Source organism: Rhodanobacter sp. Root627, from assembly GCF_001427835.1.
GTDB lineage: Bacteria > Pseudomonadota > Gammaproteobacteria > Xanthomonadales > Rhodanobacteraceae > Rhodanobacter > Rhodanobacter ginsenosidimutans.
In genome coordinates, this window is the sequence record NZ_LMGW01000002.1 from 976,905 (window position 1) to 1,003,568 (window position 26,664).

General features: G+C 65.8%; 18 protein-coding genes. 4 read left to right on the top strand and 14 right to left on the bottom strand.

The annotated features are described in order from the left end of the window. Positions 1–159, top strand: coding sequence for a hypothetical protein (locus tag ASD68_RS17125; protein WP_200945378.1), 159 nt, complete (start codon positions 1–3; stop codon positions 157–159). A 26-nt stretch (positions 160–185) separates the two neighbouring features. On the opposite strand, the gene ASD68_RS11520 is transcribed toward ASD68_RS17125, so the two are convergent. From ASD68_RS11520 to glk, 4 genes are all read right to left on the bottom strand, one after another. Further along, the gene (locus ASD68_RS11520; protein WP_056606850.1) at positions 186–1,250 is read right to left on the bottom strand and encodes a DUF5009 domain-containing protein; all 1,065 of its coding nucleotides are present in this window, start codon (positions 1,248–1,250) and stop codon (positions 186–188) included. Positions 1,251–1,466: 216 nt separating this feature from the next. Continuing rightward, positions 1,467–3,788 carry a family 20 glycosylhydrolase gene (locus tag ASD68_RS11525; RefSeq protein ID WP_056606852.1) on the bottom strand — a complete coding sequence of 774 codons (2,322 nt, stop codon included), beginning with the start codon at positions 3,786–3,788 and terminating at the stop codon, positions 1,467–1,469. A 131-nt stretch (positions 3,789–3,919) separates the two neighbouring features. Further along, positions 3,920–6,628 (bottom strand): TonB-dependent receptor, encoded by a 2,709-nt coding sequence (locus tag ASD68_RS11530; protein WP_056606855.1) that lies wholly within the window; start codon positions 6,626–6,628, stop codon positions 3,920–3,922. Between the two features lie 114 nt (positions 6,629–6,742). Further along, positions 6,743–7,765 carry a glucokinase gene (gene glk / locus ASD68_RS11535; protein WP_235578722.1) on the bottom strand — a complete coding sequence of 341 codons (1,023 nt, stop codon included), beginning with the start codon at positions 7,763–7,765 and terminating at the stop codon, positions 6,743–6,745. A 3-nt stretch (positions 7,766–7,768) separates the two neighbouring features. Here glk and ASD68_RS17055 point away from each other — a divergent pair, with 3 nt between their 5' ends. The 3 genes from ASD68_RS17055 (at position 7,769) to ASD68_RS11545 (ending at position 10,713) form a co-directional block, all read left to right on the top strand. Beyond that, a complete protein-coding gene (locus tag ASD68_RS17055) occupies positions 7,769–7,975 on the top strand; it encodes a hypothetical protein (RefSeq protein ID WP_162247411.1) in 207 nt (68 codons plus the stop codon). A 283-nt stretch (positions 7,976–8,258) separates the two neighbouring features. Continuing rightward, entirely contained in the window at positions 8,259–9,539 is a 1,281-nt protein-coding gene (locus tag ASD68_RS11540; protein WP_056606860.1) for a sugar MFS transporter, read from the top strand. A 118-nt stretch (positions 9,540–9,657) separates the two neighbouring features. Next, positions 9,658–10,713 (top strand): LacI family DNA-binding transcriptional regulator, encoded by a 1,056-nt coding sequence (locus ASD68_RS11545; RefSeq protein WP_040670294.1) that lies wholly within the window; start codon positions 9,658–9,660, stop codon positions 10,711–10,713. Positions 10,714–10,736: 23 nt separating this feature from the next. Here the strand turns inward: ASD68_RS11545 and ASD68_RS11550 are convergent, their stop codons facing one another. The 10 genes from ASD68_RS11550 to ASD68_RS11595 form a co-directional block, all read right to left on the bottom strand. Next, complete coding sequence (locus ASD68_RS11550) at positions 10,737–11,609, bottom strand: phosphatase PAP2 family protein (protein WP_082546048.1); 873 nt, start codon at positions 11,607–11,609, stop codon at positions 10,737–10,739. 11 nt (positions 11,610–11,620) lie between these two features. Next, the gene (locus ASD68_RS11555) at positions 11,621–12,802 is read right to left on the bottom strand and encodes a CoA transferase (RefSeq protein ID WP_056606862.1); all 1,182 of its coding nucleotides are present in this window, start codon (positions 12,800–12,802) and stop codon (positions 11,621–11,623) included. Positions 12,803–12,929: 127 nt separating this feature from the next. Then, positions 12,930–14,783 (bottom strand): beta-L-arabinofuranosidase domain-containing protein, encoded by a 1,854-nt coding sequence (locus tag ASD68_RS11560; RefSeq protein WP_235578723.1) that lies wholly within the window; start codon positions 14,781–14,783, stop codon positions 12,930–12,932. 8 nt (positions 14,784–14,791) lie between these two features. After that, positions 14,792–16,987, bottom strand: a complete 2,196-nt coding sequence (locus ASD68_RS11565) for an SUMF1/EgtB/PvdO family nonheme iron enzyme (protein WP_056606864.1) — start codon at positions 16,985–16,987, stop codon at positions 14,792–14,794. A 28-nt stretch (positions 16,988–17,015) separates the two neighbouring features. Then, entirely contained in the window at positions 17,016–17,975 is a 960-nt protein-coding gene (locus tag ASD68_RS11570; RefSeq protein ID WP_056083223.1) for a ribokinase, read from the bottom strand. Beyond that, positions 17,972–19,108, bottom strand: coding sequence for a serine hydrolase domain-containing protein (locus ASD68_RS11575; RefSeq protein WP_162247416.1), 1,137 nt, complete (start codon positions 19,106–19,108; stop codon positions 17,972–17,974). Before ASD68_RS11575 ends, ASD68_RS11570 begins: the two co-directional genes overlap by 4 nt. A gap of 543 nt (positions 19,109–19,651) precedes the next feature. Further along, positions 19,652–21,886, bottom strand: a complete 2,235-nt coding sequence (locus tag ASD68_RS11580; RefSeq protein ID WP_235577622.1) for a TonB-dependent receptor — start codon at positions 21,884–21,886, stop codon at positions 19,652–19,654. Positions 21,887–22,162: 276 nt separating this feature from the next. Then, positions 22,163–23,059 (bottom strand): LysR substrate-binding domain-containing protein, encoded by an 897-nt coding sequence (locus ASD68_RS11585; protein WP_056083232.1) that lies wholly within the window; start codon positions 23,057–23,059, stop codon positions 22,163–22,165. Between the two features lie 103 nt (positions 23,060–23,162). Next, a complete protein-coding gene (locus ASD68_RS11590) occupies positions 23,163–25,595 on the bottom strand; it encodes a sodium:solute symporter (RefSeq protein ID WP_235578724.1) in 2,433 nt (810 codons plus the stop codon). A 110-nt stretch (positions 25,596–25,705) separates the two neighbouring features. After that, positions 25,706–26,587: a CoA ester lyase gene (locus ASD68_RS11595; protein ID WP_056606872.1), complete on the bottom strand. Its 882-nt coding sequence runs from the start codon at positions 26,585–26,587 to the stop codon at positions 25,706–25,708. Positions 26,588–26,664: the final 77 nt, after the last annotated feature.

Sequence of the window (26,664 nt, forward strand, 5' to 3'; positions counted from 1 at the left end):
GTGGGTTGCCTGCCGATATTGCTGTTGTTTCCCACGGGGTTCGGTATCGGCTACCTGATTGCCGGCAACCTTGGCGCGTTGTGGGGTGCCGGTGTCGGCCTGCTGCTGGGTGTGTTGCTGATGATCGCCTTCATCAAGGCCTTGCGCGGCCGGCGCTGAACCTCGAGGCCTTCCCACACAGGTACCTACAGTTTCAGATAGACCCGTCGCCGATCCATCGCCCACACGATCAGCCACCACACCGTCACGAACACCACCGCGAACGCCAGCGATGGCACGTACGGACCGAAGTGCGGCGTCATCCAGCCGGCGAACAGGTGCTGGTAGATCGGTTGGTTCCAGCCCAGCGCGGGCAGCAGGATCTGCATCAGTTCGGAGCCGGCGTAGGCGGCGATCGCGTTGACGCCGAAACGGCGACCCCAGGCCGGCCAGCCGTGCCGATCGATCAGCCAGTGGAAGGCCAGCAGCGCCAGCGTGGCCCAGCCGGCTGTCCACAGCACGAACGACGACGTCCACAGGTTCTTGTTGAGCGGCAGCCACAGCGACCACAGCGCGCCGAGCAGCAGCAACAGCACACCGGCGATCAGCAATCGGCGGATATCTCCACGGCGCAGCCAGCAACCGACGCGCAGGCCCAGCAAGGTGGTGGCGAGCGAAGGCAGGGTGGCGAGCAGGCCTTCGGGGTCGTGCCCGCGGCCGGTGGCCGGGTCGATCAGGTAGACGAAGTGGCCGAACACGGCGCTGTCGGTGCGGCTGACGATATTCACCCACGGCTCCAGCGAACCGCCCGCCAGCAGCAAGCCCCAGTAACCAAGCAGGATGCCGCCGATGGTGATCCATTGCGTGCGTGGTCGGGTATAAACCGCAAACAGCGCCACCGCGGCGAAGCAGATGCCGATCCGCTGCAGCACGCCCGGAAAACGCAGGTGCGCATGCGGCAACAACCACGCCGCCAGCAGGTTGATCGCCACGCCCAGCGCAAGAATGCGCAGCGCCCGCCACAGCGCCGCCTTCACCAGAACGCCGGGCGCCACGCCCTGTTCCAGCCGCGGCAGCAGGGCCAGCGCGGTCGACACGCCGACCACGAACAGGAAGAACGGAAACACCAGATCGGTCGGCGTGCAGCCGTGCCACGACGCGTGTTCCAGCGGCGCGTAGACATGCCCCCAGTCGCCGGGGTCGTTGACCAGCAACATCCCCGCCACAGTGCAGCCGCGCAGGGCATCGAGGGAAGCGAGGCGCTTGCTCATGCGGCCATGCCTCGCTCCTTTCCCAGGGTTGCAGGGGAGGAAACACGACGCGGCGCGCTTCGCTCCTCCCCCTGCGCACAGGGGGAGGTTGGGAGGGGGTGGCGCAGGGTGGCGGGGAAGCTCAAGAGCAACCCCTCCCCAACCTTTCTGCGACCGAAGGAAGTCCCTTCAGGGGCGTTGCAGAGTAGTGAGCAAGGGAGACGTGCGGCGCCAGGTTCATGGCTTCAACGCCACCTGACCGATCGCATACAGCGCGCCATCGATCGGCGCCGTGTAGATCAGGCACAGCGCGTGCTCGCCCTGCTGCGCAGGCAGCGCCGCGTTGAGGGTGAAGTTGCGCGCGCTGTGCGCGGGGTCGGGCAGCGGCATGCTGGCCAGCACCGGGCCATTGCAGGTATCGCGGTGCACCACCAGCTCGCCGAACGGCGTGCGCCGTGGGCGCGACACCACCAGTTTCTGGTCGTGGGCCATCGCGAAATTGCGTACCAGCCGCGCGGCATCGACGCGGATCGAGGTCAACCCGTCCAGCGGCGTGGCCGGATAAAGATGGCAGCTGTCGAATACGTTGATGGTGTACACCGGTGCCGTCGACGTGGCGTCCGGCAGTGGCTGCACGCGCAGGCGGAAATCGCTGCCGGGGCAGTTGGGCATGGTGTTTCCGGCCACCGTGAGCAGGCTGGCGCGATCGAGCACGCGCTGCCGCGCGGCAGCCAGTTCGTTGCCATCCGCCGCAAAGCTGGCGGCACGCACGGTGATCGGCAGTGTCACGTTGAACGGTGCGTCGTAACGTGGCGAGCTGAGTGTGGGCGTGCTGCCGTCGGTCGTGTAGTGGATGTTGCCGAAGTCGGTCTGGTTGGCCAATGTGACCGTGGCCCGGCCGGTGACCAGCGCGACGTTGCGATCGATCGCGATGTCCACCGCGAACGCGCCATCGGCGTACGGAATCCGCTGCGCCTTGTAGCGCTCCAGTTGCGCCGGCAGGCGGGCCAGGAAGGCGGGCCAGTGGTTGCTCGCGGCCGGCGACCAGGCCACCTCGCTGAGCGCATCCAGGCGTGGGAATACCGCATGCTCCACATGGGCGAACGTGGGCATGTGTTCGGTCCATACATTGACCTGCACACCCAGCACATGCTTCGCCTGGGCGGCGCCCAAGACAGCGGGTACCACCTGGAAACCATAGACGCTGCGCAGGGATTCCACGCCCAGCCGGCCGGCGTAGTCATCCTCCAGCTCGCTTTGCACGTGGTCGAAGTAGAGATTCGGCGCGGGCGCCATCACCACGTCGTGACCCAGCATCGCGGCCTTGATCGCGCCGTCGGTACCGCGCCAGGACATCACCGTGGCATCGGCCGGCAGGTTGTCGCCTTCGAGGATTTCGTCCCAGCCGATCAGCTTGCGTCCATGTTTTTCCAGGTACTGGCCGACGCGGTCGATGAACCAGCCCTGCAGCGCGTTCTCGCTGGTGATGCCCAGCTCGCGCATCTTCGCCTGCACCGCGGGCGAAGCTTCCCACTGATCCTTGATCGCCTCGTCGCCGCCGACGTGGATGTACGTGGACGGGAACAACGCCAGCACTTCGTCCAGCACGTTGTCGATGAAGGTGAAGGTGTCGTCGTCGACGTTGTAGAGCCAGGGGTTCACGCCCCAGTCGATGGACACCTGCGGCCGCTGGCCGGTGACGCCCAGCTGCGGGTACGCGGCCACCGCGGCCTGCGCGTGGCCGGGCATGTCCAGCTCCGGCACGATGGTGATGTGGCGCGCGGCGGCGTAGGCGACCACCTGGCGGATCTGGTCCTGGGTATAGAAACCGCCGTAGCGTTTCGGCTCGCCGTTTTTACCCGCGTCCGGCGGCGTGCGCCACGCGCCGATGCGGGTGAGCTCGGGGTAGCGCTTGATCTGGATACGCCAGCCCTGGTCGTCGGTGAGGTGCCAGTGCAGCGTGTTCATCTTGTGCTGCGCCATCTGGTCGATCAGCGTTTCCACCTCGGCCACGCTCTGGAAATGGCGCACGGAATCCAGCATCAGGCCACGCCAGGCAAAACGCGGCTGGTCGCGGACCTGCATCGCCGCCAGCGTCACCGGGCCGTGCTTCGCATCGGGCGTCAGCAACTGCCACAGGGTGATGGCGCCATGAAACAGGCCGGCGTCATCGCGCGCGCTGATGCGGATGCCCTCGGGCGTGACATCCAGCGCGTAACCTTCCGCCTGCGTTACGACGGCCTGCGGGTCACGCTGCAGGACGATGGCATGCGCCGGCACCGGGCCGTGCTGCACGCGCAAGCGCAAACCGCGCGTGCGCTCGACCAGGCTGGACAGGTAGGCGGCGGTGCTGGCCGTGCCCTTCCCGTCATCGGCAATCACGATCGGCGTATCGACGCCCACCGTGAACCGGCCTTCGGTGACGGTGACCTGCGCCGGCTGCGGGATCAGCGGAACCACCGCGTCGGTGGCGGCGTGGGCGGTTGCGGACAAGACCACCATCAGGGCGGCGCAGAGCCATGCGCAGGCATGCAGAAGGGTGGGCAGACGACGCGTCATGGTCCATCTCCATCGTGGGTCGCTAAAACCGCGCGACACGCTTTAAAAAAAGGGCCCGTACAGTGTGCCTGACGGGCCCGGAAAGGGGGTTGGTGGTGGGCCATCCGTGGCCCGGGAGGTACGGGGGTAGGTCAGTACTTGAAGCGGAAGTTGAGGTAGTACTGGCGACCGTTGGAGTAGAACGCGGTAGGTACCGTGGCGGCCTGGTAGTAGGTGATGGTCGGATCGTTGAGGTTCAGCGCATCCAGGCTGACGCTCATCCATTCGGTCGGGCTGTAGCTGACCGACGCCGACAAGGTGGCGAACTTGTCCTGGTAGTAAGGGTTGGCGCCCTTCAGGCCGATCAGGAAGGACGAACGGGAGGTGTAGTTGACGCGCGCGGCAAACTTGTCGTTCTCGAAGTACGCGCCCACGTTGTAGGTGTTCTTCGAAGTGCCCAGCAAGTGGTTGCTGCCGTCGGCCCAGGTGTGATCGGTGCTGCCATCGGCGTAGGTGTAGTTCGCGGTTACGCCGAAGTGGTCGCCGATCGGCTGCTGATAGGCCAGTTCCACACCCTGCACGTCACCGTCGGCGTTGACCGGCGACGAGATGTCGTATTGCTCGAGCTGGTGGGTCAGTTCGCTGAACAGCATCTGCTTGGACACGCCGTAAGCGACGTAATCCTTCAGGTGCATCGAGTACGCGCCTGCGGACAGCAGGCCACGCGGCATGAAGTACCACTCGAGGGCGGCGTCGAAGTTGGTCGACAACACCGGCTTCAGCATCGGGTTGCCGCCGCTGCCGGTCTTGCTGAGATCCGAGCCACTGGATGCCGCGCCGAGTGCGGAGTAATCCGGCAGCGTCTGCGTTTGCGAGGCGGCGAAGCGGAACAGCAGGTCGTCGGCAAGATTGAACTTCAGGTTGGCGCTGGGCAGCACGCGGTTGATCGTGTTTTCCTGCTGCTTCGCATCCCATGCGCCAAACAGGCTGCTGACATCCGCGGTGGCGGCGTTGGCGTTGACCACGTAGCTGTCGACGTTCTGCCGGATGTGCGAATAGCGCAGACCGAAGTTGCCGCTCCAGCCATCACCGGTGAAGTTGGCTTGCAGGTAGCCGGCCAGGTTCTTCTCGTTGACCTTGAACTCGGCGCCGTAGTTGTGGCGGCCGGTCGGGCCATCATTGTCCGACAGCCACGTCGAATTCTGTTCGACGGCGTCCTTCAACGAGCCAACGGTGTAGTACCAGATATCGGTGGGGAAGTTGCCGCCGATGCCGCTGCCGAAATCGCTCGGGTACTTGCCGGTGACGCCATTGGCTTCCAGCGCGGGGCCGATCGCGCCGGGGCTGGCGCCTTCCGGCGAGAAGACCTGCCGGGTGTGGTTGGCGTAACGCACACCGAAGTCGATCGAGGACAGCACACTGCTGTCGAAGTACTGGGTGAAGTCCGCGGTGCCGAACTTTTCCTCATCCACGGTCTTGTACATCTGGTTGCCCCAGGTGCCGAAACCGGTGGCCGCCGGGCCGGTATATCCACCCAGGCTCCAATCGACCGGTGAACCGATGCCGTGCGTCTGGTACTGCGCACCACCGCCGATGGCCGTGGTCACTTCGGCGATGTACTGCTTGGCGGTAAGGCCGGTGCCCTTGCTGGTGCCCAGCTCGAACTTGCTCGACAGGCTGTCGGTGATCTGCCAGTCCGCATCGAGGGTGACGTAATTGGACTTGGCCGAGGACGTGCGGGCAATCATGTCGTAGATGCCGTAGGCAGTGCCGGCAACACCTGCATAGCTGGCGTCGGTCAACACGCCATTGCTGACGGTGTAGCCGGGCTCGGGCGCCTGGCTGGAGATGAAGTTGCCGCCCCACAGCATGAAGTTGCGGTTGTAGTTGTCTGCCTTGAGGTCCGAGTAGAACCCGTTCAGGCCCAGGGTCAGGTCATCGCTGGGACGGAACTGCAGCGACAGCAGGCCACCCTTGCGATCACGCACCTGGGTGAACAGGGTCGAGCCCAGCAGGCTGGGCGCCAGGACGCCGGCCAGATCCGGATTGGTGGCCGTCACCGGCGCATCCGCGGCGATGGTGAGGAAGCCGGACGGCAGCTCCTGCGCCTCACGCTGCAGGTGGCGTTTCTGCTTGAACGCCTGCACCAACACGCCGAAGGTGTCGGTCTTGTAGTTGAACAGGGCGGACAGCTGCGGATCATTCGCACCGGCTGCGTCGGAACGGACCGCGCCGACCGAGGCGTTGATGGTGACCGGCTTGTCGAAGTCCAGCGGCTTGCGCGTGATGATGTTGATGTTGCCGGAAGTGCCGCCGTCCACCAGCTTGGCTTCGGATGACTTGTGCACTTCCACGCGGCTGACCAGTTCGGACGGCAGCAAGGTGTAGCTGACGCTGCGGCCGACGGTCTGCATCTGACTGAGCACGAACCAGTCGGCCGAACCCACCGAGTGGCCGTCGATCAGGGTCTGGGTGAGGCTGGGGCTGGTGCCACGCAGGCTGACGCGATCGGATTCGTCGAAGCCGCCCTCGTCGGAACTGGACGAGCTGATGTTGACGCCCGGCAGGCCCTGCAGGGCATCGGCAACGTTGTGGGCCGGCAGCTTGCCGACGTCTTCGGCGGTAACCACTTCGAGATGCGAATCAGCCGCCTGTTTCAGGTTCAGCGCATTTTCCTGGCTGGCGCGAATGCCGGTCACCGTAACGGTGCTCAGATTCTTGACCTCCTCGGCCTTCTTCTGCGCGGCCGACGTGGCGGTGCTGCCGCTGGTCTGGCTGGCGGCGTCCTGGGCAAATGCCGCACCCGACAGGCACAAGCCGGTGATGATGCTCGCGGCGAGCATGGTCTTGCGGTAGTTCATGGTGTTTCCTCCCCTCAGAGGTGGCTGGTTTGGTGACCGGCGAACGGAATGCCGACGGTCGAGCTCTTCATGGATCGCAGGTTTTGTGGCTGGATGCCCGGTGCCGCCGACGTGTCACGTGTTCCTCCGCTCTTCGAGAAACCAGCCTGCAGCACCCATGACGCCAAGCTGGCCGTGCTCAATCAATCGAACCGGAACCTGTTGCAGATAAGCGCGCATCACGCCCTTGTTGAAGTAGCGTTCGGCGAACGTGCTGGACGCCAGGAAGCCGTGGATCTGCGGCAGGATGCCGCCGGCCAGGTACACGCCGCCGCGCGCGCCGTAAAGCATCACCAGGTCGCCGACGAAGCTGCCGAGCAACCCGCAGAACATGTCCAGCGCCTCGACCGCGGCCGGGTCTTGCCCCGCCAGCGCCGCGGCGGTGACGTCGGCGGGCGTGGTCGCCGCGGGCGACGTGCGATGCAGGCTGCACAGCGCGCGATAGAGATTCAGCAAGCCGGGGCCGGAGAGCGCGTTTTCGTACGAGACGTAATCGCGCCCGTGCGCCAGCAACGGCAACACCTGCCGCTCGCGCTCGGTACCCGGTGCCAGTGAAATCTGCCCCGCTTCGGTGGCCAGCACGTGCGCGTGCGGCTCACCCGGCATCAGCACCGCCGAGCCCAGCCCGGTGCCCGGCCCCATCACCAGCACCGGGCCGGGCGCGGTCGGCCGGATCGCGTCGATGACGGCGCGCGTATCGGCCTGATCGACAAACTGCGTGGCGTAGGCAAGCGCTTCGAAATCGTTGATCACCGCCACCCGCCTGATGCCCAGGCTTTGGCGGATGTCGCCGATGGATACCGGCCAGGGCAGGTTCTCATTGACGATGGCGTCGCCCAGCACGTAGCCGGCGCAGGCCACCGCGCATTCCGCCGGCGCCGGTTCCTGCGCCACGCCCGGCAACTGCTCCACAAAGTCGCGCAATACGGCGGTAAGGCTGGGCCAGGCGGCGCACTGGTAGCGGCGGTAGTGCAACACGTCGATCGGCTGCTTGCGGTTCGCCGCCGGGGCGACCAGCGCGATGCGCGCATGCGTGCCACCGACATCGGCAGCCAGGAACGGCGCGACCCGATGATCCGCCGCCGTCGACGGCGACATGACATGACGCTGGTTGACCACTTCCCCCACCCCGATTCTCCCTTGCCAGGTTTGCCGTGCGATGCGGGCATTGCTGCCGCAGCAGGTCGCACGGGTGCTGATGGGGACGGAGCATGGACTGAGAATGACAACGTTGTCAAACCATCGGCGCCAAATTTTCAGACGCCGCATGATGCGTCGCAATACATTTGCCCCGACGCCATCACCTGAATCTAATTGATCGCAAAATATGCCTTGTTTTTAGGGTTATTCCTCCTTGATCCGGCCATTATGCGGATGCGGCAACGCCGCAAGAACGGCGGCTGACCGTCTCGGTACGCGCGATATGGACGGCCATAAGCAGCGCTCAATGAGTGCATTTATTGACAACGTTGCACTTTCTGTCCAATTGCGAGACATTCCGTCAGCGGGGGCGCTTCGCCCCCATTTCGACGCCACCATCGGGGGCGATCATCCACTGCCATCGTCGGTGGCGGACATCGGGGGAATACGCATGGCAACCACGCTGGACGCGGCGCAGGCAGACCGCTCGAACCTGGGGCCGATCATCATCATCGGCGTCCTGTTTTTCATCTTCGGCTTCGTGACCTGGCTCAACGGGCCACTGATCACTTTCGTCAAGCTGGCATTCGACCTCAACGACGTGAATGCTTTCCTGGTGCCGATGGCCTTCTATCTGTCGTACTTCTTCCTGTCGCTGCCGGCCTCGGCGATCCTGAAAGTGACCGGCATGAAGCGCGGCATGGCGCTGGGCCTGTTCGTGATGGCGATCGGCGCGGTGCTGTTCGGCCAGTTCGCCACCATGCGGATTTTCCCCGGCGCGCTGTTCGGCCTGTTCGTGATCGGTGCCGGCCTTTCATTGCTGCAGACCGCGTCCAACCCGTACATCAGCATCCTGGGACCGATCGAGAGCGCGGCGCAGCGCATTGCGGTGATGGGCATCTGCAACAAGTTCGCGGGCATTCTTGCGCCGCTGCTGATCGGTGCGCTGGTGCTGCATGGCATCGGCGATATCGACCAGCAGGTGAAAGCCGCCGACCCGGCCACGCGCGAAGTGCTGCTCAATACCTTCGCCGCGAAGATCCACACCCCGTACATGGTGATGGCCGGCGTGCTGGTGTTGCTGGCGATCTGGGTGGTGCGCTCATCGCTGCCCGAGGTGGAGGCGTCGACCGCCAACAGCGCCGGCGCCGGTGCGTCGCGCCGCGGCATCCTCTCGTATCCGCACTTGTGGCTGGGCGTGCTGTGCCTGTTTCTGTACGTGGGCGTGGAGGTGATGGCGGGCGACGCCATCGGCACTTACGGCGCGGGCTTCGGCCTGCCGCTGGACGAGACGAAATTCTTCACCGCGTTCACCCTGGGCGCGATGCTGCTGGGCTATATCGCCGGCTTGCTGATGATTCCGCGGGTGATGTCGCAGCAACGCTACCTGGCGATGTCGGCGGTGCTGGGCGTGTTGTTCACCATCGGCGCATTCCTCACCCACGGCTATGTGTCGGTGGGCTTCGTGGCGGCGCTGGGTTTTGCCAACGCGATGATGTGGCCGGCGATTTTCCCGCTGGCGATCAAGGGCCTTGGCCGCTTCACCGAGTTCGCCTCGGCGCTGCTGATCATGGGCATCGCCGGCGGCGCGATCGTGCCGCAGCTGTTCGTGCACCTGAAGCAGCACATCGATTTCCAGCTGGCTTTCCTGCTGCTGATGGTGCCGTGCTACCTGTACATCCTGTATTACGGGCTGGCCGGCCACCGCGTGGGCCAGGACGCGGCAGCGTGACGTATTTGGCCGTCCGGGCGTCGGCGCCGCTAGAATGGCTGATCCGGCACGCGGCTTTCGCGCGTGCCACCGTGTTGGTGCCGCCGCCGTGCGGCCCGATCGCCTGAAGGATCCGTCATTGCGTAACGCCACCATCAAGCATGTTGCCGAACTGGCTGGCGTGTCGCTGAAAACCGTATCGCGGGTGATCAACCACGAGGCCTCGGTACACGAGCGCACGCGTGAGAAAGTGCAGCGGGCGATCGACACCCTGGGCTATCGCCCCGACCCTTCCGCCCGCAGCCTGCGTAGTACGCGGGCGCGCCTGCTGGGCCTGGTCTATGACAACCCCAACGCGCACTACATCATCAGCATGCAGCGCGGCGTGCTGTCGGTTTGCCGCGAGAGCGGCTACGGCTTGCAGATCCATCCCTGCGACGCCTCCTCGCCGAAGCTGGCCGAGGAGCTGTGCGCGCTGGTGCAGCACTCGCGCCTGGCCGGGCTGGTGCTGGCGCCACCGATGTCCGAGCAGCCCGAGCTGATCAAGACCCTGGCTGATGCCGGCATCGCGTTCATGCGCATCATTTCCGCGCGCAGCGACCCGCAGGATGGCTACCCCTGCGTGTACGTGGACGATCGCGACGCGGCGTATGCGATCACCGAGCACCTGATCCAGCTCGGTCACCAGCGCATCGGTTTCCTGTGGGGCGGCCGCGAGCATCGCTCCAGCGGCGAGCGCTACCAGGGCTACGAGGATGCGCTGAAGGATTACGGCATCACGCTGGACCGCAAGCTGATCGTGGCCGGCGATTACTCCTTCGACGACGGCTTCCGCGGCGCGCGCAAGCTGCTGGCGCTGAAGGATCGCCCCACCGCCATCTTCGGCTCCAACGACGAGATCGCCGCCGGCGTGCTGGCGGCGGCGCATTCGGGCGGCATCAGCGTGCCGTGGGAGTTGTCGATCACCGGCTTCGAGGACAGCCCGTTCTCCAAGCAGTCGTGGCCCGCACTCACCACCGCCCGCCAGGCCACCGAGGAAATCGGCCGCCACGCCGCACGTCGACTGATCAGCGGCCTGGAACACGACGCCCACGGCGAGCCCGTCGACCCGGTCAACCACGGCTTCAGCCCGGAACTGGTGGTGCGCGGCTCGACCGGACCGCTGCGCAGCGCGCCGAAAAAGCGCACGCGCTGAGCGCCCACCCCGCGCCACAAACCTTACTGGATGGCCGGCATCGGCTGCGCAAGCGCCGCGCTTTCGGCAGCGCAATCGCGGGTGGGTTTCAGCCCGCGGCTGCGCGCCTGGGCGACTTCGGCCCGGGCCGCATCGAGGTCAGCGCGGAAGTCCGCGTTGGCATGCAGCCGCGCGACCACGGCGGCCGCCATGAAGCGGCCCTGCACTACGTCGCTTTGCCAGTGCACGTTGCAGACCAGCCGGCTCTCACCGTAGGAGCGGCCGCGGGCGAGGATGGCGTCGGTGTGCTCGGGGGCCACTTCACTGAGGATCAGCGCCCAGGCCCAACCGATCGAGGTATGCCCCGACGGATACGAGCCGTTCGCCGCCAGGCCTTTTTCCTTGGCCGGGGTGCAGGTAGGCGCGTGGTTCTCCATGAACGGGCGCGGCCGTTTGTAATGATGCTTGGCCGCATCGCTGACGACCGCGGCGTCGGTGCGCGTGCGTCGCAGCAGCCGGTACAGGTGCAGCGTGGTGTGTGCATCGACGGCCACGTCCATGGCGCAGGAAAAAATGTTGGCGGCCTGCGGGAAGCCCAGCCCGTCATCGGCAATGGCCTGCGTCCAGCGCGGCGTACCGCGCAGGTGACGCACCGCACTGATCGCCTGGTCGGCGGCGAAACCGGCCGAGTCGCGCGCGGGTGGCGGAGGCAGCAGGGCCACGCTGTCGGGCAGTTGCGCCGTCGTCAGATAACCCACCGCCACGCCGGGACGGATCTCGGGAACATCCAGCGGACGCGTATCGCCGGTTGCGCAACCGGCGCTGATGCCGGTGGCGAGCAACAGGCCGGCACTCGCCAACCAGCGGCGACCGAGTGACGGGAAACGCGTGACGAGATGCAGCGAAATGACACGCATGGTCAGGATCCTTATACGTCGACAGTGCCGTCAACGCGAGCCACCACCGCCTCGGTATCCTGGCCCAGCGTCGGCGCAGTGAACGGTGTCGGGCCGGGCGTGCGGCCAAACCGGATCGGTTGCGTCACGCCACGGTAGCGGCCCACCACTGGGTGATCGAAGCTGGTCATCATCTGCTCCGCCACCACTTGCGGATGCTCGAACATGTCCTCGACCCGGCGCGCGGCGGCGCAGGGCACCTCGTCGCCAAACCAGGCCTCCCACTCCAGCGCGGTGCGCGTTGCCAACGCGGCGTGCAGCAGCGGCACGATCTCGTCGCCGTGCTGCGCGCGCTTGCGCACGCTGTCGTAGCGCGGGTCATCGACCAGTTGCGGCAACCCCACCTTGGCGCACAGCGCTTTCCAGAAGTGCGGCGTATTGGCCGAGATATACAGGTGGCCTTCGCGCGCCGGGTGGATACCGGTGACGCCACCGGAGCGCATGTCGCGGCCGATGTCGGGCGATTCACCATCGACCCACACCATCCGCGCCGACTGCATGGTCAGCGCGCTGCGCAGCAACGACACGCCCACGAACTGGCCCAAGCCGCTGCGCTCGCGCTCGAACAGCGCCGACGACACCCCGGCCGCCAGCAAGGCAGCCGCATAGTAATCGACCACCGAGCCGTAGATGATCTCGGGCGCGCCGCCACGCTTGCCCTGCAACACGCACATGCCGGTCATCGTCTGCAGCACCTGGTCGTAGCCGGCCTTGTCCTTCATCGGCCCGGTTTCACCGTAGCCGGTCAGTGCGCAATAGATCAGCCGCGGGTTGATCAGGTTCAACTGCTCGTGGTCGATGCCGAGCCGCTTCGGCACGCTGGGGCGGAAGTTGTGCACCAGCACGTCCGCCTCGCGCACCAGCTTCAGCAGCACCGCGTGTTGGGCCGGCTGTTTCAGGTCCAGCGTGATGCCCAGCTTGCCGCGATTGACGCCGATGAAGGCGCGGCTCTCGTCCTGCAGCGTGGATGGGTACTTGCGCAGATTGTCGCCATCGGGCGGCTCGATCTTGATGACGGCAGCGCCCTGGTCGGCCAGCATCGTGCAGCCATAGGGGCCGGCGATATAGCTGCTGAGATCGAGCACGCGCACACCGCTGAGCGGCCCCGGCGCGCCGGACCGACCTACCAGGTCGAAGGGAGAGGAAGTTGCCATGCCGTCTCGGTCCATGAATCCGTGTCATCGATGTAGTGGGAAAGTCTGCTATGCACCGACGCGAAGAAACACTGCGGCCGGATACTTTCTCGCCGCACAAATTCTTGCTTGATTGCGCGGGCGCCCGTCATTCCGCGACGGCTTGCGGATCGTCGGCAAGCTGCATCCAGGTAAGTCGCCACGCGCCATGACGGCGACCGCCCGCGCGGTAATACGGCACGAACACCAGCGGCTCGCGATAGCCCAGTTGCATGCTGATTCGCGGGCCTTCGCCATCGGTCGGCGCGGGCAGCAATTGCAGCCAGTCGTCGCTGTGGCCTGGCGGCAGGCGCAGGGTTTCCTCCATCTTGAAGCCATCGATCAGGCCGGTGGCATAGGCCAGAGGGCCGCGGCTGATCGCCAGGTATTCGTAGCGCAGCACCTCCTGCGCCACCGGTGAACCGTCCGGAGCGAACGACTCCTGCACGTTGCGGTTGAGCTTGCGATGGACGGCCGGACGCATCGGGAAATTCAGGGTGATTTCGTCACCGGGCTGCCAGGCGCGCATCAGCTCGACATAGGTATCGGGCAGCAGATCTGCGGTCACGGCCACGCCGTTGACCTGGATGGCGGCCTGATCCGCCCATCCGGGAATGCGCAGCGACAAGCGGAAGTTCGCCACGTGCTCCGACCGCACGACGAGGTGAATGGCACCATCGAACGGGTAGTCGGTGTGCTGCGTCAGGCTGACCTGGCCCGCCTGCGCCAAGGTCGTCGTCATCTCCCCGGGCCCGTACAGATTCACCGCGACGTGATCGTCCGCGATGCGTTGCCAGGCAATCGCGGGCAGTTCCTCCAGTGCCATCGCGCCGCTGGACTTGCAGCAGCGCCAGTAGGTGGTGTGCACGCGCTTGCCGTTGGGAAACACGTAGTAGCACCAGTCCTCGCCATTGGGTGCCTGCGCGCCCAACAGGTCGTTGTAGGCAGAACGTTCGATTTCCCCGGCGAATTTCGCGTCGCCGCTGATTGCCAGCAACTCGCGGTTCAACTGGATCCACGCCAGGGTGGAGCAGGTTTCGACATAAGCTTGCGGGTTGAACGCAAAGGGCGCGTTGAATACCTCGCGCGAACGGTGCGCCACCCCGCCCCACGGACCGCCGCCCAGCGACAGGTGGTTGTCGCGGATGCTGGTCCACAGGCGATCAAGCACCTGCCGGTAAACCGGATTGCCGGTGGCGCGATGCAGCTTGGCCAGACCCACCAGGTTCCACGCCAGTTGATAGGCCTTGCCGGTGGCGATCTCGGCGGCATCGGCACCGGCAAGCGCGCGGTCGAGCAAGGCCAGGTCCGGGTTGTCGTTGGCCTGTTTCAGGATCAGCTCGGCCAGTTCCAGGTAGCGCTTTTCGCCGGTGACCAGGTACAGCTCGGCGGCCGGGTCCATCAGCACCGTCGCCGACATGCCGTGGTGATTGCCCAGCTCGGTGATGTCGATGCCACCGACCGTCAAGGTGTGCAGGCAGAGGTCACCGATGCGTCGCGCGGCATCGAGGTAACGCGGTTCGGGGAAGTGCTTGTGTACTTCGAGAAAACCGAGGATCAGATAGCTGTGGGTCCAGACGTCCCAGGTGCGCACGCTGGGCGCGCCGTCCCAGGTGCCCGGCTTGGGCGGCTGTTTTTGCATGAAGCGGTGGCCGCTGGAATAGGTGCCGAGATAGCCGTCCGCCTCCTGCTCGGCCACCAGGAAATCGGCGACCTGGCGCAGGTTCGCCAGCAGCGCGGGATCGCCGCTGCGCGCGGCCGCCTTGGCCGCCGCCACCAACCACTTGCCGGCATGCTCGCCGTACCAGTCGCCCTCGGTGTTGCGCAGCTTCCACTCGCGGCCGAAGATCTCGATGGCCGGGCTTTGCGCGTCGGTGATGAAGTGCGAAAGGCGCCCCGTGCGGTTCGCTTCCAACGCATCGCCCAGCAAGCCTCCCAGGCGCACGTCAACCGGTGTGTGCATGACGGTGCTCACGATGCCGCGTCCACGACGCAACGGAAACCGACGCGGCCGGAGCGGTCCTTGGCCGGTGCCATCAGCAGGTATTTGCCGTGCTGGTCGAGGCGATAGGCCTGCGGGAAGTACCAGTGCGAGGTTTGCGGGCGGTACGAGCTGCCGCCGCGCAGGATGCCGGCGCGGGTGTGTTCGTCGTGGTATTCGTCGGTCCACTGCCACACGTTGCCGACCAGATCCATCACCCCGAACGGGCTGGCGCCGCGTGGGTGCGCGTCGACGTCGGCGGCCGGGCTGAGGCGACGGCCGTATTCGGGTGCCGGCACCGCGTCGGCGTCCCATGAGTTGCCCCACGGATACAGTCGCCCGTCCGTGCCCTGGGCGGCGTACTGCCACTCCCATTCGCGTGGCAGGCGCTTGCCGGCCCATGCTGCGTAGGCGCGGGCGTCCTCGATCGACACCCAGGTCACCGGCTTGTTGTCCCAGCCGGCCGGCGGCGCACCATCGACCCAATCACGCAGGAAGTTGTGCGCGTCGCGTGGCCGGTAACCACTGGCATCGATGAACCGCTTGAACTGCGCATGGGTGACCGGGTGGCGGTCGATGAAGAACGGCCGCATCGCCATGCGTCGGCGGTGCGACCGGCGGGCGCTGCTTTCCCACGGATACTGCACGTCCACGCCTTGCCACATGTGGCCTTCGATCTCGATGCCGTTGACGACGAAGTCGAACTCGCCAGCGGGGATCGCCAGCATGCCGTCCGGCGCTGCCGCCGCCGGCGCGGTGGCGGCGATGGTGACCAGTTGCTGCGGCAGCGACTTCCATTCGTGGCTGAAGGCGTTGAGCGGCGTCCTGGCCGCCTCGCGGGCGCCGGCCATATAGACGTCCAAATCTTCCGGCGCGGCGCCTTCGGCCAGCGCCAGCACTGCGCCAAAGCCATGGCCTTCCAGCGTGAAGCTCAGGATCGCGTTCTCGCCCTCGATGCGCGGAACCAGCACTTCGCCGTTCCAGGCGTCGACATAGCGGGTACCCGCCACGTGCGCTACGGCCAGTTGCTCGCCCTCGATCGGGTATTCGTTGCGATTGACGATGGTCCACAACTGCAAGCCACTCACCGGGAAGTGGCTGGCGAACACGCCTACCTGCCGGGTCGGCGCGTACGGGCGCCAGTCCATGCTGACCAGCAGCGGCGCGAACTGGCGATACAGGGTGGCGATACGGCGCAGCGCCTCGGCATTGCGCGGTGTGAACTGGTTCCAGATGCCCCAGATGTTTTCCCAGGCGTTGTAGCCGATGCCATTGAAGAAGATGTATTGCAGGTCATGGGTGCGGTCGCGACCCCAGCGGTTTTCGTAGTTGACCATGTGGCGCGGCTCCAGCCACTTCCACTTGGACACTGGCGGCACCAGGGTGTTGGGCGCTTTCTTGCCCCAGCTCTGCACGTTCCAGATCAGGTGTTCGGAGGCACTGATGGTCGACTCCGGCTGCACCACCAGCGGATGGCCGATGGCGTCGCCCGCATCCACGAAGGCGCGCGGCACACCGTTGTAGGTGTCGCCATTGACGCCGTCGGCGCCGACCGCCTTGGCGAGTTCAGCCATCGTGTCCCAGTCGCTTTTCTCAGGTTCGCGGGTGCCGTGATCCCACGGCATCGTCGGCAGAAAGACTTTCACGCCGCGGCGATGGAAATCGGCCACCGCACCACGCAGGCCTTCGATGCCGCCGGGCAGGTCGCGGCCCAGGTCGGTCTTGTTGCGGTCGTCGATGCCGATGTTCGGGTAGACGAACCAGATCAACACGCTGTCGATGCCGCCAAAGCGTGCGATCAGGTCGTCGAGATAGCGATCGACGGTGTACTTGCCGGCGAAGGGATCGTGGAAGTAGCGGTCCTCGACCATCATCTGCGCGTGCACGAAATTGCGCTGCGCCCACTGCAGTTCCGGGCGACGGTAGTAGCTGTCGTTGTAGCCGATGCGCACCAGATGCTCACGGCGCCAGTCGCGCACTTCGCGTACCCAGTCGTCGGCGCTGGCGGCCACGTCCATCTTCCATTCGCCGATGTCGGCAAACGGCCAGCCCGGCATCTTGCCCGGGGTGGGCAGGTAGCGGCCGGTGGTGACGTGGGAGAACTTGTACTCGGTCGCGACGGGCAGCTGCGATTCGCCGGCGGACGCGTCAGGAGCGGAGCGGAAAGGGTCGATGTCGCTGTTCATGGGCGGATCACTGCAATCAATGGGAGGATCACGTCAGGCCGCAATACGCCGCCAGCGCGACGTGATCAGGGGAGGTGGAGGCCGCGGCGGGACGTGCCTGCAGGAAGGCATCGACCTCGGTGCGCGCGGGGATGCTCGCTTGCGCGCCGAGCCGGGTGCAGGCCAGCGCGGCGGCGGCACTGGCGCGACGCAGGGCCAGCGGCAGCGCGTCGCCCTGGCCCAGGGCTGCGGCCAGCACGCCACAGAAGGTATCGCCGGCGGCGGTGGTGTCGACCGGCTCGATCGGGAATGACGGCTGCAGGAAGGTCTCGTTGCCGCGTCGCGCCAGGCAACCGCGTGCGCCGAGGGTGACGATCACGCAGGGCACGTCGACCCGGGCCAGCGCCTCGGCCACGCTGCCGGCGTGGCCGCTGATCGCCGCCAGCTCGCCTTCGTTGACGATCAGCACATCCACGCTGGCCAGCAGGTTGGCCGGCAGCGCCTGCGCCGGGGCCGCGTTCAGCAGCACGGTGACACCGGCCGCACGGGCGGCCAAGGCGCTGGCAACGACGGTATCCAGCGGCGTCTCCAATTGCAGCAGCAGATGGCTGACGTCGTGCAGCGGCGGCAGGTGGCTGGCCTGCAGAAACTCGTTGGCACCGGGCGCCACCGTGATGGCGTTCTCGGCATTGTCGGCCAGGCAGATGAAGGCCATGCCGCTAGGTTGGCCGTAAGCTCGCGCCACGCTGGCACGCACGCCGGCGGCGCGCAGCGACTCCTCGATCGATCGCGCGTTGGCATCGTCGCCCAACGCCACCAGCATGCGCGTCGCCGCACCGCCGGCATGGGCGCAAGCCACCGCCTGGTTGGCGCCCTTGCCACCGGGAAACATCTGTACGCCGCAGCCCAGCACGGTTTCGCCCGGTGCCGGCACGTGCGGCACGCGCACCACGTAATCGAGGTTGGCCGAACCCATCACCAGAATGCTGTCGCGAGCGGGAGTAGTCATGGAACGAGGGCCTGGTAGACGAGGTTGTAGAAGGGCCGGCTGATCCGCGGCAGGTCGTTGTCGATATCGCTGCGCGGCAGGTGCTGCAGCATCACGATCGCAATCAGGCGTTCGTGCCGATCGATGGTGTAACTGGTCGACGCCGCGCCCGACCAGCCGAACTGGCCGGGCGAACCCAGCTGCCCGCGCCGTGCCGCGTCGATCACCACGTAGCCGCCCAGCCCGAAGCCTTCGGCGTCGCTGAACTGGGTTACCGGCGGATCGAGCAGCAACTGGTTCGTCATCATCAGCTCGACCGTCTTGCGGCCAAGAATCGAGACGTCACCGAGGCTGCCGCTATCGAGCAGCATCTGGCAGAAGCGGGCGTAATCGGCGGCGGTGGAATACAGGCCGCCGGCCGCGCTGGCGTAGGGTCGCAGGCGTGCGCCCGGTTGCGTCGCCGAGGGGCCGTCATCGAGCACCAGCTGGCCGCGTTCGCCCATGGTGGTGATATCCACCACGCGATGGCGCTGCGCCGCCGGCACGCTGAAACCGGTATCGCGCATCTGCAGCGGGTCGAGGATGCGCTGCTGCAGGAACGCCTCGAACGGCATCCCGCCCACCACCTCCACCAGCCGCGCCAGCACTTCCAGCCCGGCGCCGTCGTAACCGAAGCGCGCGCCCGGATCGGCGGCCAGCGGGGCGCGGCCGAGTCGTTGCACGAAATCGCGAAGATCGGTGGCCGCCTGCGGATCGCTGCGCGTGGCCAGCATCGCGGCGGCATCGTCGCCGGGCAGGCCGGCCGGGAAGCCGGCGGTGTGGGTCAGCAACTGGCGAATGGTGATCGGGCCGGTCGCCGGTCGCAGCGTGGGCGCTTTCGCCGTGCCGGTGGCCACCTGCATCGTGGCGAACTCGGGCAGGTAGCGCGCCACCGGATCGTTCAGACCGATCCTGCCTTCTTCCAGCAGGATCAACACGGCCACCGAGGCAACCGTCTTGGTCATCGAATAGATGCGAAAGATCGAATCCTTCTGCATGGGCGCATGCCGCGCGAGATCGCGATGGCCATAGGCGCGGTAATCCACCACCTCGCCATCGCGCATCACCAACGTCACCGCTCCCAGGTAACCGCCCGGAGTAACGGTCTGCTGCATGAAACCATGCAGACGTTGCAGGCGCGGTGCGGAAAAGCCGTGCAAGGACGCCCCGGCCCGAGGCAACGCCTCTGCCGACGCCACATCCGCATGGACAACCGCCATGAGGAGGGGGATGGCGCCGAACAGAGTCGCTGCAAACCGGAACATGGAACACCTCGCACTGCGAAAACCGGGTGGCCAGCCGAACCGACCGGCCACCCTCATGACTGCCGGGGCCATCTGCCGGATTGGCGCCCGGCCAGGACGTGACCGGGTGCCTCGGCGAGAACGCCCGACCGCGGCCGGACATGTCTTGTTGTCATTGCCGATGGTTGCGGGAACTCAGGATATAGAACTTGTCAGTGAGGTTCCGATATCCGGCAGAAGTGTCGTTGCCACCCGATCGTGCTTTCGAGCGTAGGTGCTGCGAGAGATGCATAAAACCACCCGCAGCTATATTCAGAAGTTTGCACGGGTTGTGTCCGCGAAGGCCGGCACCCACCGCACAAGCGAAAGCCGCATCCGCAGGACGGACACGGCTTTCGGTTCACAACGTGGACATCAGAATGTGATCGAGTGGCTCAGGGAAACCACCCGGCCACGACCGGCCCAGAAGTTCTGCCAGCCCGGCAACTGTGACCAGCTCAGCACGTATTGCTTGTTGAACAGGTTGTCGACGCCCAGCGAGAACTTGCCAATGCTTTCGGTCTGGTAGTTAACGCCCAAGTCGACCAGGGTATAGCCGTGGGTGTTCTCCTCATTCTCGTAGGTCTCGCCGTTGGCACCTGCGAAGACACCGCGCAGATCGCGACTGAGCAGCTTGGTCGCACCCAGGGTCAGGTTGGCCTCGGGCAGGAAGTTCCAGCTCACCGACGCGACGACCTTGTCCGGGCTGATATCCAGCACGCCCATGTCCTTCACCATGCCGCTGCCTTCGTAATACTCCGTCTTGCCGCGGATGCGCGAGTACAGCAGGGTCGCCTTCCATTCGTCGTTGAAGGTCCAGCCGCTGCTGAACTCCAGGCCCTTGATACGGGTTGGCGCACGGGTGAGAACGAAGTCGTCGGTTTCCGCATCCACCGACAGCGATGAGCCGAACGGCGATTTGCTGTCGTAGTACGACATGCCCAGCGAGCCCTGTTCACCGCGCCAGTTGAAGCCGATCTCCCGGTTGGTGACGATGATCGCCTGCAGGTCCTTGATGCGGCTCACCGACTGGCCCGGCTCGCTGATGTTGCGCAGCGGTATACCGATGTTGGGCAGGCCGAAACCCTCGCCGTAGGAAACGAATGCCGACCACTCGTCGTTGAAGCGCCAGATCGCGCCGAGGTTGGTCATGTTCTCGACGTAGTTGAGGCCGCCGCCCTCCACGGACACGCTGTTGCGGTAAGCCGTGGTGACGTAGCTGTCCACGTGCAGCTCGCCGTCCTCGCGACGCACGCCGCCGCTGAGGGTCAACGGGCCCACGTCCCAGGTCAGCTGCGCGTACGGCGCCACACTGGTGTATTCCATCGGCGGTACCCAGACGCGGTTGGTCAGCGCGAGGCGCTGCGCGGCCACGTCTTCGACTACATCCACACCCACGCGCAACTGCAAGCCTTCGGCACTGAACAGGTCGCCGCGGGTCCACGAAGTACGGAGGCCCTTCTTCTTCGAGGTAATTTCGGATTGGTCGAAGATGCGTTCACTCTCCGGCGGGGCGGGCTTCACCACCTGTCGATCCGAGCCGTTCTCGGGGATGTAGCGCATGGCCTGGTCGGCCCAGTAGGCGTCAGCGGTGAAGATGCCGCCGAACAGATTGCGGTGACTGTAATTGGCCGAGATCTGGGTGAAGTCGTTGAACTCGGACCTGGAGCCGTCGATCGAACCGCGCTCGGATGTGTTGGTGGTGGGTACCGGGCATTCGACCGGGTCGAAACGGCAACCTTCGACCTGGATGTAATTGGCTTTGCCGGCAATCTTGAATTTGCTGTAGCTGGCCTGGATGCGCTGTTCCTCGTCCGTGCCGAAGTTGTAGCCGCCTTTCAGGAACAGGTTCTTGGCGGTCGAATCGGACGTCGAGCCGCTGGTATTCATGCCGATACGGCGACCGTTGCCGTCATAGGAGATGCCGCGATCGATGTACGAGGCACTCAGCAACGCATCGCCGGCGTCGCCTTTGTAGGCGTGGGTGACGCCGACCTTGTACTGGCCGCTGTCGGAGCCGAACTGCGAGCTGTAACGCGTGTTCAGCGTGGTTTCGTGGCCCTTTTTGGTTGGCACCTTGGAGATGTAGTTGATGATGCCGCCGGCCGCGCCAATGCCCTCGGCCGCAGATGGACCATTGATCACCTCAATGCGGCCGATCACGCCCATGTCGGTGAAGGTGCCGTTGCGATTACCCTCGCGCAGCGGCGAGCCCTGCGGGATGCCGTCGAACAGGCGCAGCGCGATACGTCCGCGCAAGGTCTCGCCGGAGTTGCTCATCGCCTGCGAGGCTTCGGAATAGCCGGGCACGGTGCGCGCCAGCACGGCGGTGGCGTCCTCGGTCAACGTCAACGTGCGCTCCACCTCGGCCTTCGAAACCACGGTGATGGCGCCGGGGATCTTGTCGATGGCAGTAGCCGTGCGGGTACCGGTGGTGACCGTGACGGCACCGAGCTCGACGGCTTCCTGTGCGGCCGCCGCTTTCCTGGCCTGCGTTTCTTCGGCGCGGGTGTCGGTGGTATCCGCTGCTGTGACTTGCTGCGCATGCAGGCTGGCGCTGATGGCCGATGCCAGCAGCAGACAACCGAGAGCGGCAGGTATCTGTTTCATGATGTGTTGTCTCTAGTTGTTGGTTGGTTGCAGAGACGCTGTTGTGGACACGCGACTCCCCCGATCGACGTACTGCGGCGCGGATGAAAGCCCCCACCGCTTGCCCTTTGGCAGTGCCTGATCTGCAACACCGGCACTGTTTTGAGCTTATGGAGTGCGCCCTGCGGGTAGAACCGCCTGCGGGTATGTTCAGACTCTAGTTTTTGTTGCTTACGCCGCGGCCGCGGACCACGCGTGCCAGCGCATGGATCGAGGCTGGCGACAGGGGGAGGTCGATCAGCTGGCGCGGGGCCGGCTTGCGGCGGCCTTCATCACGGCCAGGCTTTCCTGCAGCAGCACGGTGACGAGGCTGATACGCACGGTGGCGCGCGACCACACGATGCCGATGCGCCGTGGCACGCAGATCTGCGGCACCGGCATGCGCACCAGTTGCAGGCCTTCGGGCCAGGGCGGCGCCCAGTCGGGTACCAGCGATACGCCGAGGCCGCGGTCCACCATCACCGCGATCGCGTTCAGTGCATTCAGCTCGAAGCGCTCCTGCGGCACGATGCCCACCGCGCGCAGGTACTCGTCGGCCTGGCGGCCGCCCCACTGGTTGCGGTCATAGCGAATCAACGGCTCGGTGGCGAGCAGCTCATGCGGATCGCGTCCGGCCATGCTGGCCGGTGCCAGCACCACCAGCGGCTCCTCGCGCAGCAACTGCCAGTCGCAGGTCTTGGGCAGCGCAAACGGCGCCTGCAGCACGATCGCCGCATCCAGTTCGCCGCTTTCCACGGTGCGATACAGGTCCGCCGAATAGCCCGGTCTGATGAATACGTTGATCTGCGGAAACTTCTCCACCATCCGCGCGAAGATGTCTGGCAGCATGCCGGCCAGCGCCGTGGGACAGGCCCCCAGCTTCAGCTCGCCCGATACCGCGCTGCTGTTGGCCACGCTGCGCAGGTCGGCCACGTCGCGCAGCATGTCACGGGCGCGCTGCAGGATGCGCGAGCCTTCTTCGGTGATGCATACGGTGCGCCCGGCGCGGGCGATCAGCGGTACGCCGATTTCGCGTTCCAGCGTGCGGATCTGCTGCGCCACCGCCGCCGGCGTGATGTTCAGTACGCGCGATGCGGCCGCCATCGAGCCGCAATTGACCACGGTGACAAAGGTATGGAGGAATTGGGTATCCACATCGTTTCACTCAGCGCCGGGCGCAGGTTGGGGTGGGGAGCCGGGCAGGCATGCACCTGCCCAGCATCGCCGGCCACCCGGGCAACCGCACCGAGGTGCGGCGTTATGTCTCGTTCGACGCGGGCGTCGCACGATTCACATCCGACCGGGAAAAGATGGTCAAGCCGTCCAGTGAGCGGGTCGGCGGCGGGAAAAACAGGCTCGCCACGTAACCGATCACGATGCACAACATGATCGAGATGGCGAGATAGAAATACGGATGCACCAGGCTCATCGACCACGCCCAGGTGGTCAGCACGATGCTCGAACCCACGCCGATGGCCACACCCGGCGAATTGGCCCGGCGGGTGAACATCCCCAGCGTGTAGGCCCCGGCGAAACCGCCACCGAGCAGGCCGGCCAGTTCGATCGATACGTCGAACAGCGAGTGGATGTCGTAACGCGACAACAGCAGCGACACGCCGATGGCGATCAAACCGGTGACCACGGTGGCGATCTCGGCGAAACGCACGCTGGTGGCGGGGTCCGGCTTCTTCACCAGCTTCTCGTAGAAATCCACCGAGGCCAGCGTCGACACGCTGTTCATGATGCTGGACAGGGTCGACATCGCCGCGGCGAAGATGCCCGCGATGATCAGCCCGGTGACACCCATCGGCAGCTCGGCGGCGATGAACAGCGGGAAGGTGGCGTCGATCGGCAGCAACGGGTCGAGCCGCTCCGGGTGCGACTTGTAATACACGAACAGCGCCGTGCCGATCGAGTAGAAGATGAAGCCGCCGGGGATCATGATCGCCGCGAACGCCCAGATCGAACGGCCCGCCTCCTTGTCGGACTTGGTCGACAGCGTGCGCTGCATCAGCACCTGATCCTTAGGGAAGGTCAACACCACGTCGAACACCACCAGGAAGATGAAGCCCCACACGGTGGCCTTGGTCAGGTCGAAGCTGAAGTCGAACAGCCGGGTCTTGTTCTCCGCCGCGGCCACCGCGTAGAACTCCTCGAAGCCGCCGTTGATGTGATAGACGATGAAGCCGATCGCGAACAGCGCGCCGCCCATGATCACCAGTACCTGCACGAAGTCGGTCCAGATCACCGCCTTCATGCCGCCCAGCGCGGTGTAGATGATGGTGACCACACCCATCAGCAGCACGCTCCAGACCACGTCGATACCAGTAATGGTGGCGATCGCCAGCGCGGGCAGGAACAGCACCACGCTCATGCGGCTGCCGATCTGCATCACGATGCACAACGCACTGGCCAGCATGCGAATGGCCGGGTGGAAGCGCGTTTCCAGATACGAGAACACCGACATCAGATCCAGTCGGCGCAGCAGCGGCACGATCCACACCGCCACAAACATCAGCCCGAGCACGGCGATGAGGTTGTTGGTCATGTACTGCCAGTTGGTCTCGAATGCCTTGGCCGGGATCGCGATGAAACTGATCGAACTGGTGTTGGTGGCGTACAGGCTGACGCCGGCGGCCCAGAACGGAATGCTGCGCCCGCCGACGAAGAAGTCGGCGGTGGAGTTGCGCTTTTCGCGCAGATAAAAGTACAGCCCCATGCCGAACATCATGCCGAGGTAGACGACGATCACCAGCCAGTCCAGCCATTTCAGCAGTTGGCTGCCCGCGGCCACCTCGGCGGCCTCGAACACGATCTGGCCGTCATCGGCCGGCTGCGCCCACAGCACACCATCGCCCCAGCTGGCGGTGGCTGTCGCCTGCGCGGGGCGGACGCCCGGCAGCACGGCCCATGCGCTCGTAATCGTCTGGAAGGTCATCAACTGGCGGGTGCCCGCGGCGTCGGCAACGAGGTAGATGACGTGAGCCTGGCCGATCGCACGGCCGGAGTTCGCCAGCACCGTGCCGGGCACCTCGGCGCGCGACTCCCAGCCCGCTTCGGCGCTCCAGCGAAGCAGCCGATCAGGCGCATCGACCGCCCCCGGCAGTACCAGGAACAGTCCCCGGGTCTGCGCCGTCAGGGAGATCGGATCACCACCGCCGCTCCAGCCAGCGTGCACCAGCCATGACGCGTTCGGCGTATCCGGCAGGATCTGCAGCAAGGCCGACGTACCATTCGCCGCCACACCGGCGACAAACAGGTCATCACCCTGCAAGGTGCCTCGTGCGTGCCGCAGTGGACGCGGCAGCGGCGGCAAGGTGCGTGCACCGAGCTGGCCGTTGGTGAACGCAAGTCGGGATACCTGATCGACCGAGCCACCCTCGCCCGACAACACGAACGCCCGCGTACCGTTGCCGACTGCGGCCTGCACCGTACCCGTCGGTTGCCACGCCGAGCGCGTCCACGCGGCGCGATCAGCGTCGAGCACCCAGACGCCGTCGGTGGTGATCGCCACAGGCCGCTGGTCCACCGTCACCACCGCGCTGAGCGTCGCTTGCGTGGCCAGCGGCGGCAGCGCGACCGGTTTGGCCGACGTCAGGCTTTCCGCCGCGCATGGCGCCGCCACCAGGCAAAGCAGCAACAGCCAGCGCCGCAGCAAAACCGCCACGGGGAAACGGGAACGAGCGGACAACGGGAAACTCATGCGCACGATTTCAACCTCGAACCACCATGCAGGCGCATGCGGCTATGCGTATCGACGTCGGTGGCACGAAACCGGGTTTCGCGAAAACCACGCGCCGTCTAGGAAAGCGGTTTATTGGAGCCCCCATCCGTCTCGCGCACGCTGGCGAGCATTGCCTGCGCGCGCTTGACGAAAGGTGGATCGATCATCTGCCCATCGACGACGAAGGCGGCCCTGCCCTCGGCCGCCGCCCGGTCCGCCGCCTCGACGATGCGCCGCGCTCTGGCAATCTCGTCGGCGCTGGCGCGAAACACGTCGTTGGCCAGCGGCACCTGGCGCGGATGGATGCAACTCTTGCCAATGTAGCCCAGCCGCCGCGCCATCAGCGCCTCCACGCGGAAGGCTGCATCATCACGCAGATCGGCAAAAGCCCCATCGCAGGCGAACACGCCGGCCATGCCGGCCGCGACCCGCAGCTCGAACAGCGCGGCGTGCAGGTTGGCCGGATCGCGGCGGTCGATGCCCAGTGGCTCGAACAGGTCGGCCAGCCCCAACTGCAGGCCGGCCACGCGAGGATGCGCGCTGGCCAGCTGCGCCGCCCGACGCAACCCGCATGGCGTCTCGATCGTCAGCAACAAGCGAATCGGCTGACCCACGCCCTGCATCGATTCAGCACGCTCCAGCAGTGCCACCGCCGCCAGCACCTCATCGACGCGCTCGACCTTGGGCAGATTGACCATGTCCACGCCGGTGCCAGCCAACGACAGCAAGTCGGCCTCGCCATGCGCCGAGTCCAGCGCATTGCTGCGCACGATCAGGATCTTGCCTGACACCCGCGCAGCCTCCGAACGCAGGCACTGCACCACCGCCCCACGCGCCATGTCCTTGGCCTCGACGGGGACGGAATCCTCCAGATCGAACGAGAGCGCGTCCGCGTCGCCGGCCAGTGCCTTGGCGAACAACTCCGGGCGCACCCCGGGGACGAAGAGCTTGCTACGCATGGTGGGCACCGTTCATGCCCAAAGTGTGCGTGAACCAGGCCGGCGGAAAACCCGGCATGAAACGGGTTCAGACGATA

Excerpts from the sequence above, each read along its gene's own strand:
- ASD68_RS11520 (WP_056606850.1), bottom strand. The coding sequence starts at position 1,250 with ATGAGCAAGCGCCTCGCTTCCCTCGATGCCCTGCGCGGCTGCACTGTG.
- ASD68_RS11525 (WP_056606852.1), bottom strand. The coding sequence starts at position 3,788 with ATGACGCGTCGTCTGCCCACCCTTCTGCATGCCTGCGCATGGCTCTGC.
- ASD68_RS11530 (WP_056606855.1), bottom strand. The coding sequence starts at position 6,628 with ATGAACTACCGCAAGACCATGCTCGCCGCGAGCATCATCACCGGCTTG.
- glk (WP_235578722.1), bottom strand. The coding sequence starts at position 7,765 with ATGTCGCCGTCGACGGCGGCGGATCATCGGGTCGCGCCGTTCCTGGCT.
- ASD68_RS17055 (WP_162247411.1), top strand. The coding sequence starts at position 7,769 with ATGACGCTGGTTGACCACTTCCCCCACCCCGATTCTCCCTTGCCAGGT.
- ASD68_RS11540 (WP_056606860.1), top strand. The coding sequence starts at position 8,259 with ATGGCAACCACGCTGGACGCGGCGCAGGCAGACCGCTCGAACCTGGGG.
- ASD68_RS11550 (WP_082546048.1), bottom strand. The coding sequence starts at position 11,609 with ATGCGTGTCATTTCGCTGCATCTCGTCACGCGTTTCCCGTCACTCGGT.
- ASD68_RS11555 (WP_056606862.1), bottom strand. The coding sequence starts at position 12,802 with ATGGCAACTTCCTCTCCCTTCGACCTGGTAGGTCGGTCCGGCGCGCCG.
- ASD68_RS11560 (WP_235578723.1), bottom strand. The coding sequence starts at position 14,783 with ATGCACACACCGGTTGACGTGCGCCTGGGAGGCTTGCTGGGCGATGCG.
- ASD68_RS11565 (WP_056606864.1), bottom strand. The coding sequence starts at position 16,987 with ATGAACAGCGACATCGACCCTTTCCGCTCCGCTCCTGACGCGTCCGCC.
- ASD68_RS11570 (WP_056083223.1), bottom strand. The coding sequence starts at position 17,975 with ATGACTACTCCCGCTCGCGACAGCATTCTGGTGATGGGTTCGGCCAAC.
- ASD68_RS11575 (WP_162247416.1), bottom strand. The coding sequence starts at position 19,108 with ATGCAGCAGACCGTTACTCCGGGCGGTTACCTGGGAGCGGTGACGTTG.
- ASD68_RS11580 (WP_235577622.1), bottom strand. The coding sequence starts at position 21,886 with ATGAAACAGATACCTGCCGCTCTCGGTTGTCTGCTGCTGGCATCGGCC.
- ASD68_RS11595 (WP_056606872.1), bottom strand. The coding sequence starts at position 26,587 with ATGCGTAGCAAGCTCTTCGTCCCCGGGGTGCGCCCGGAGTTGTTCGCC.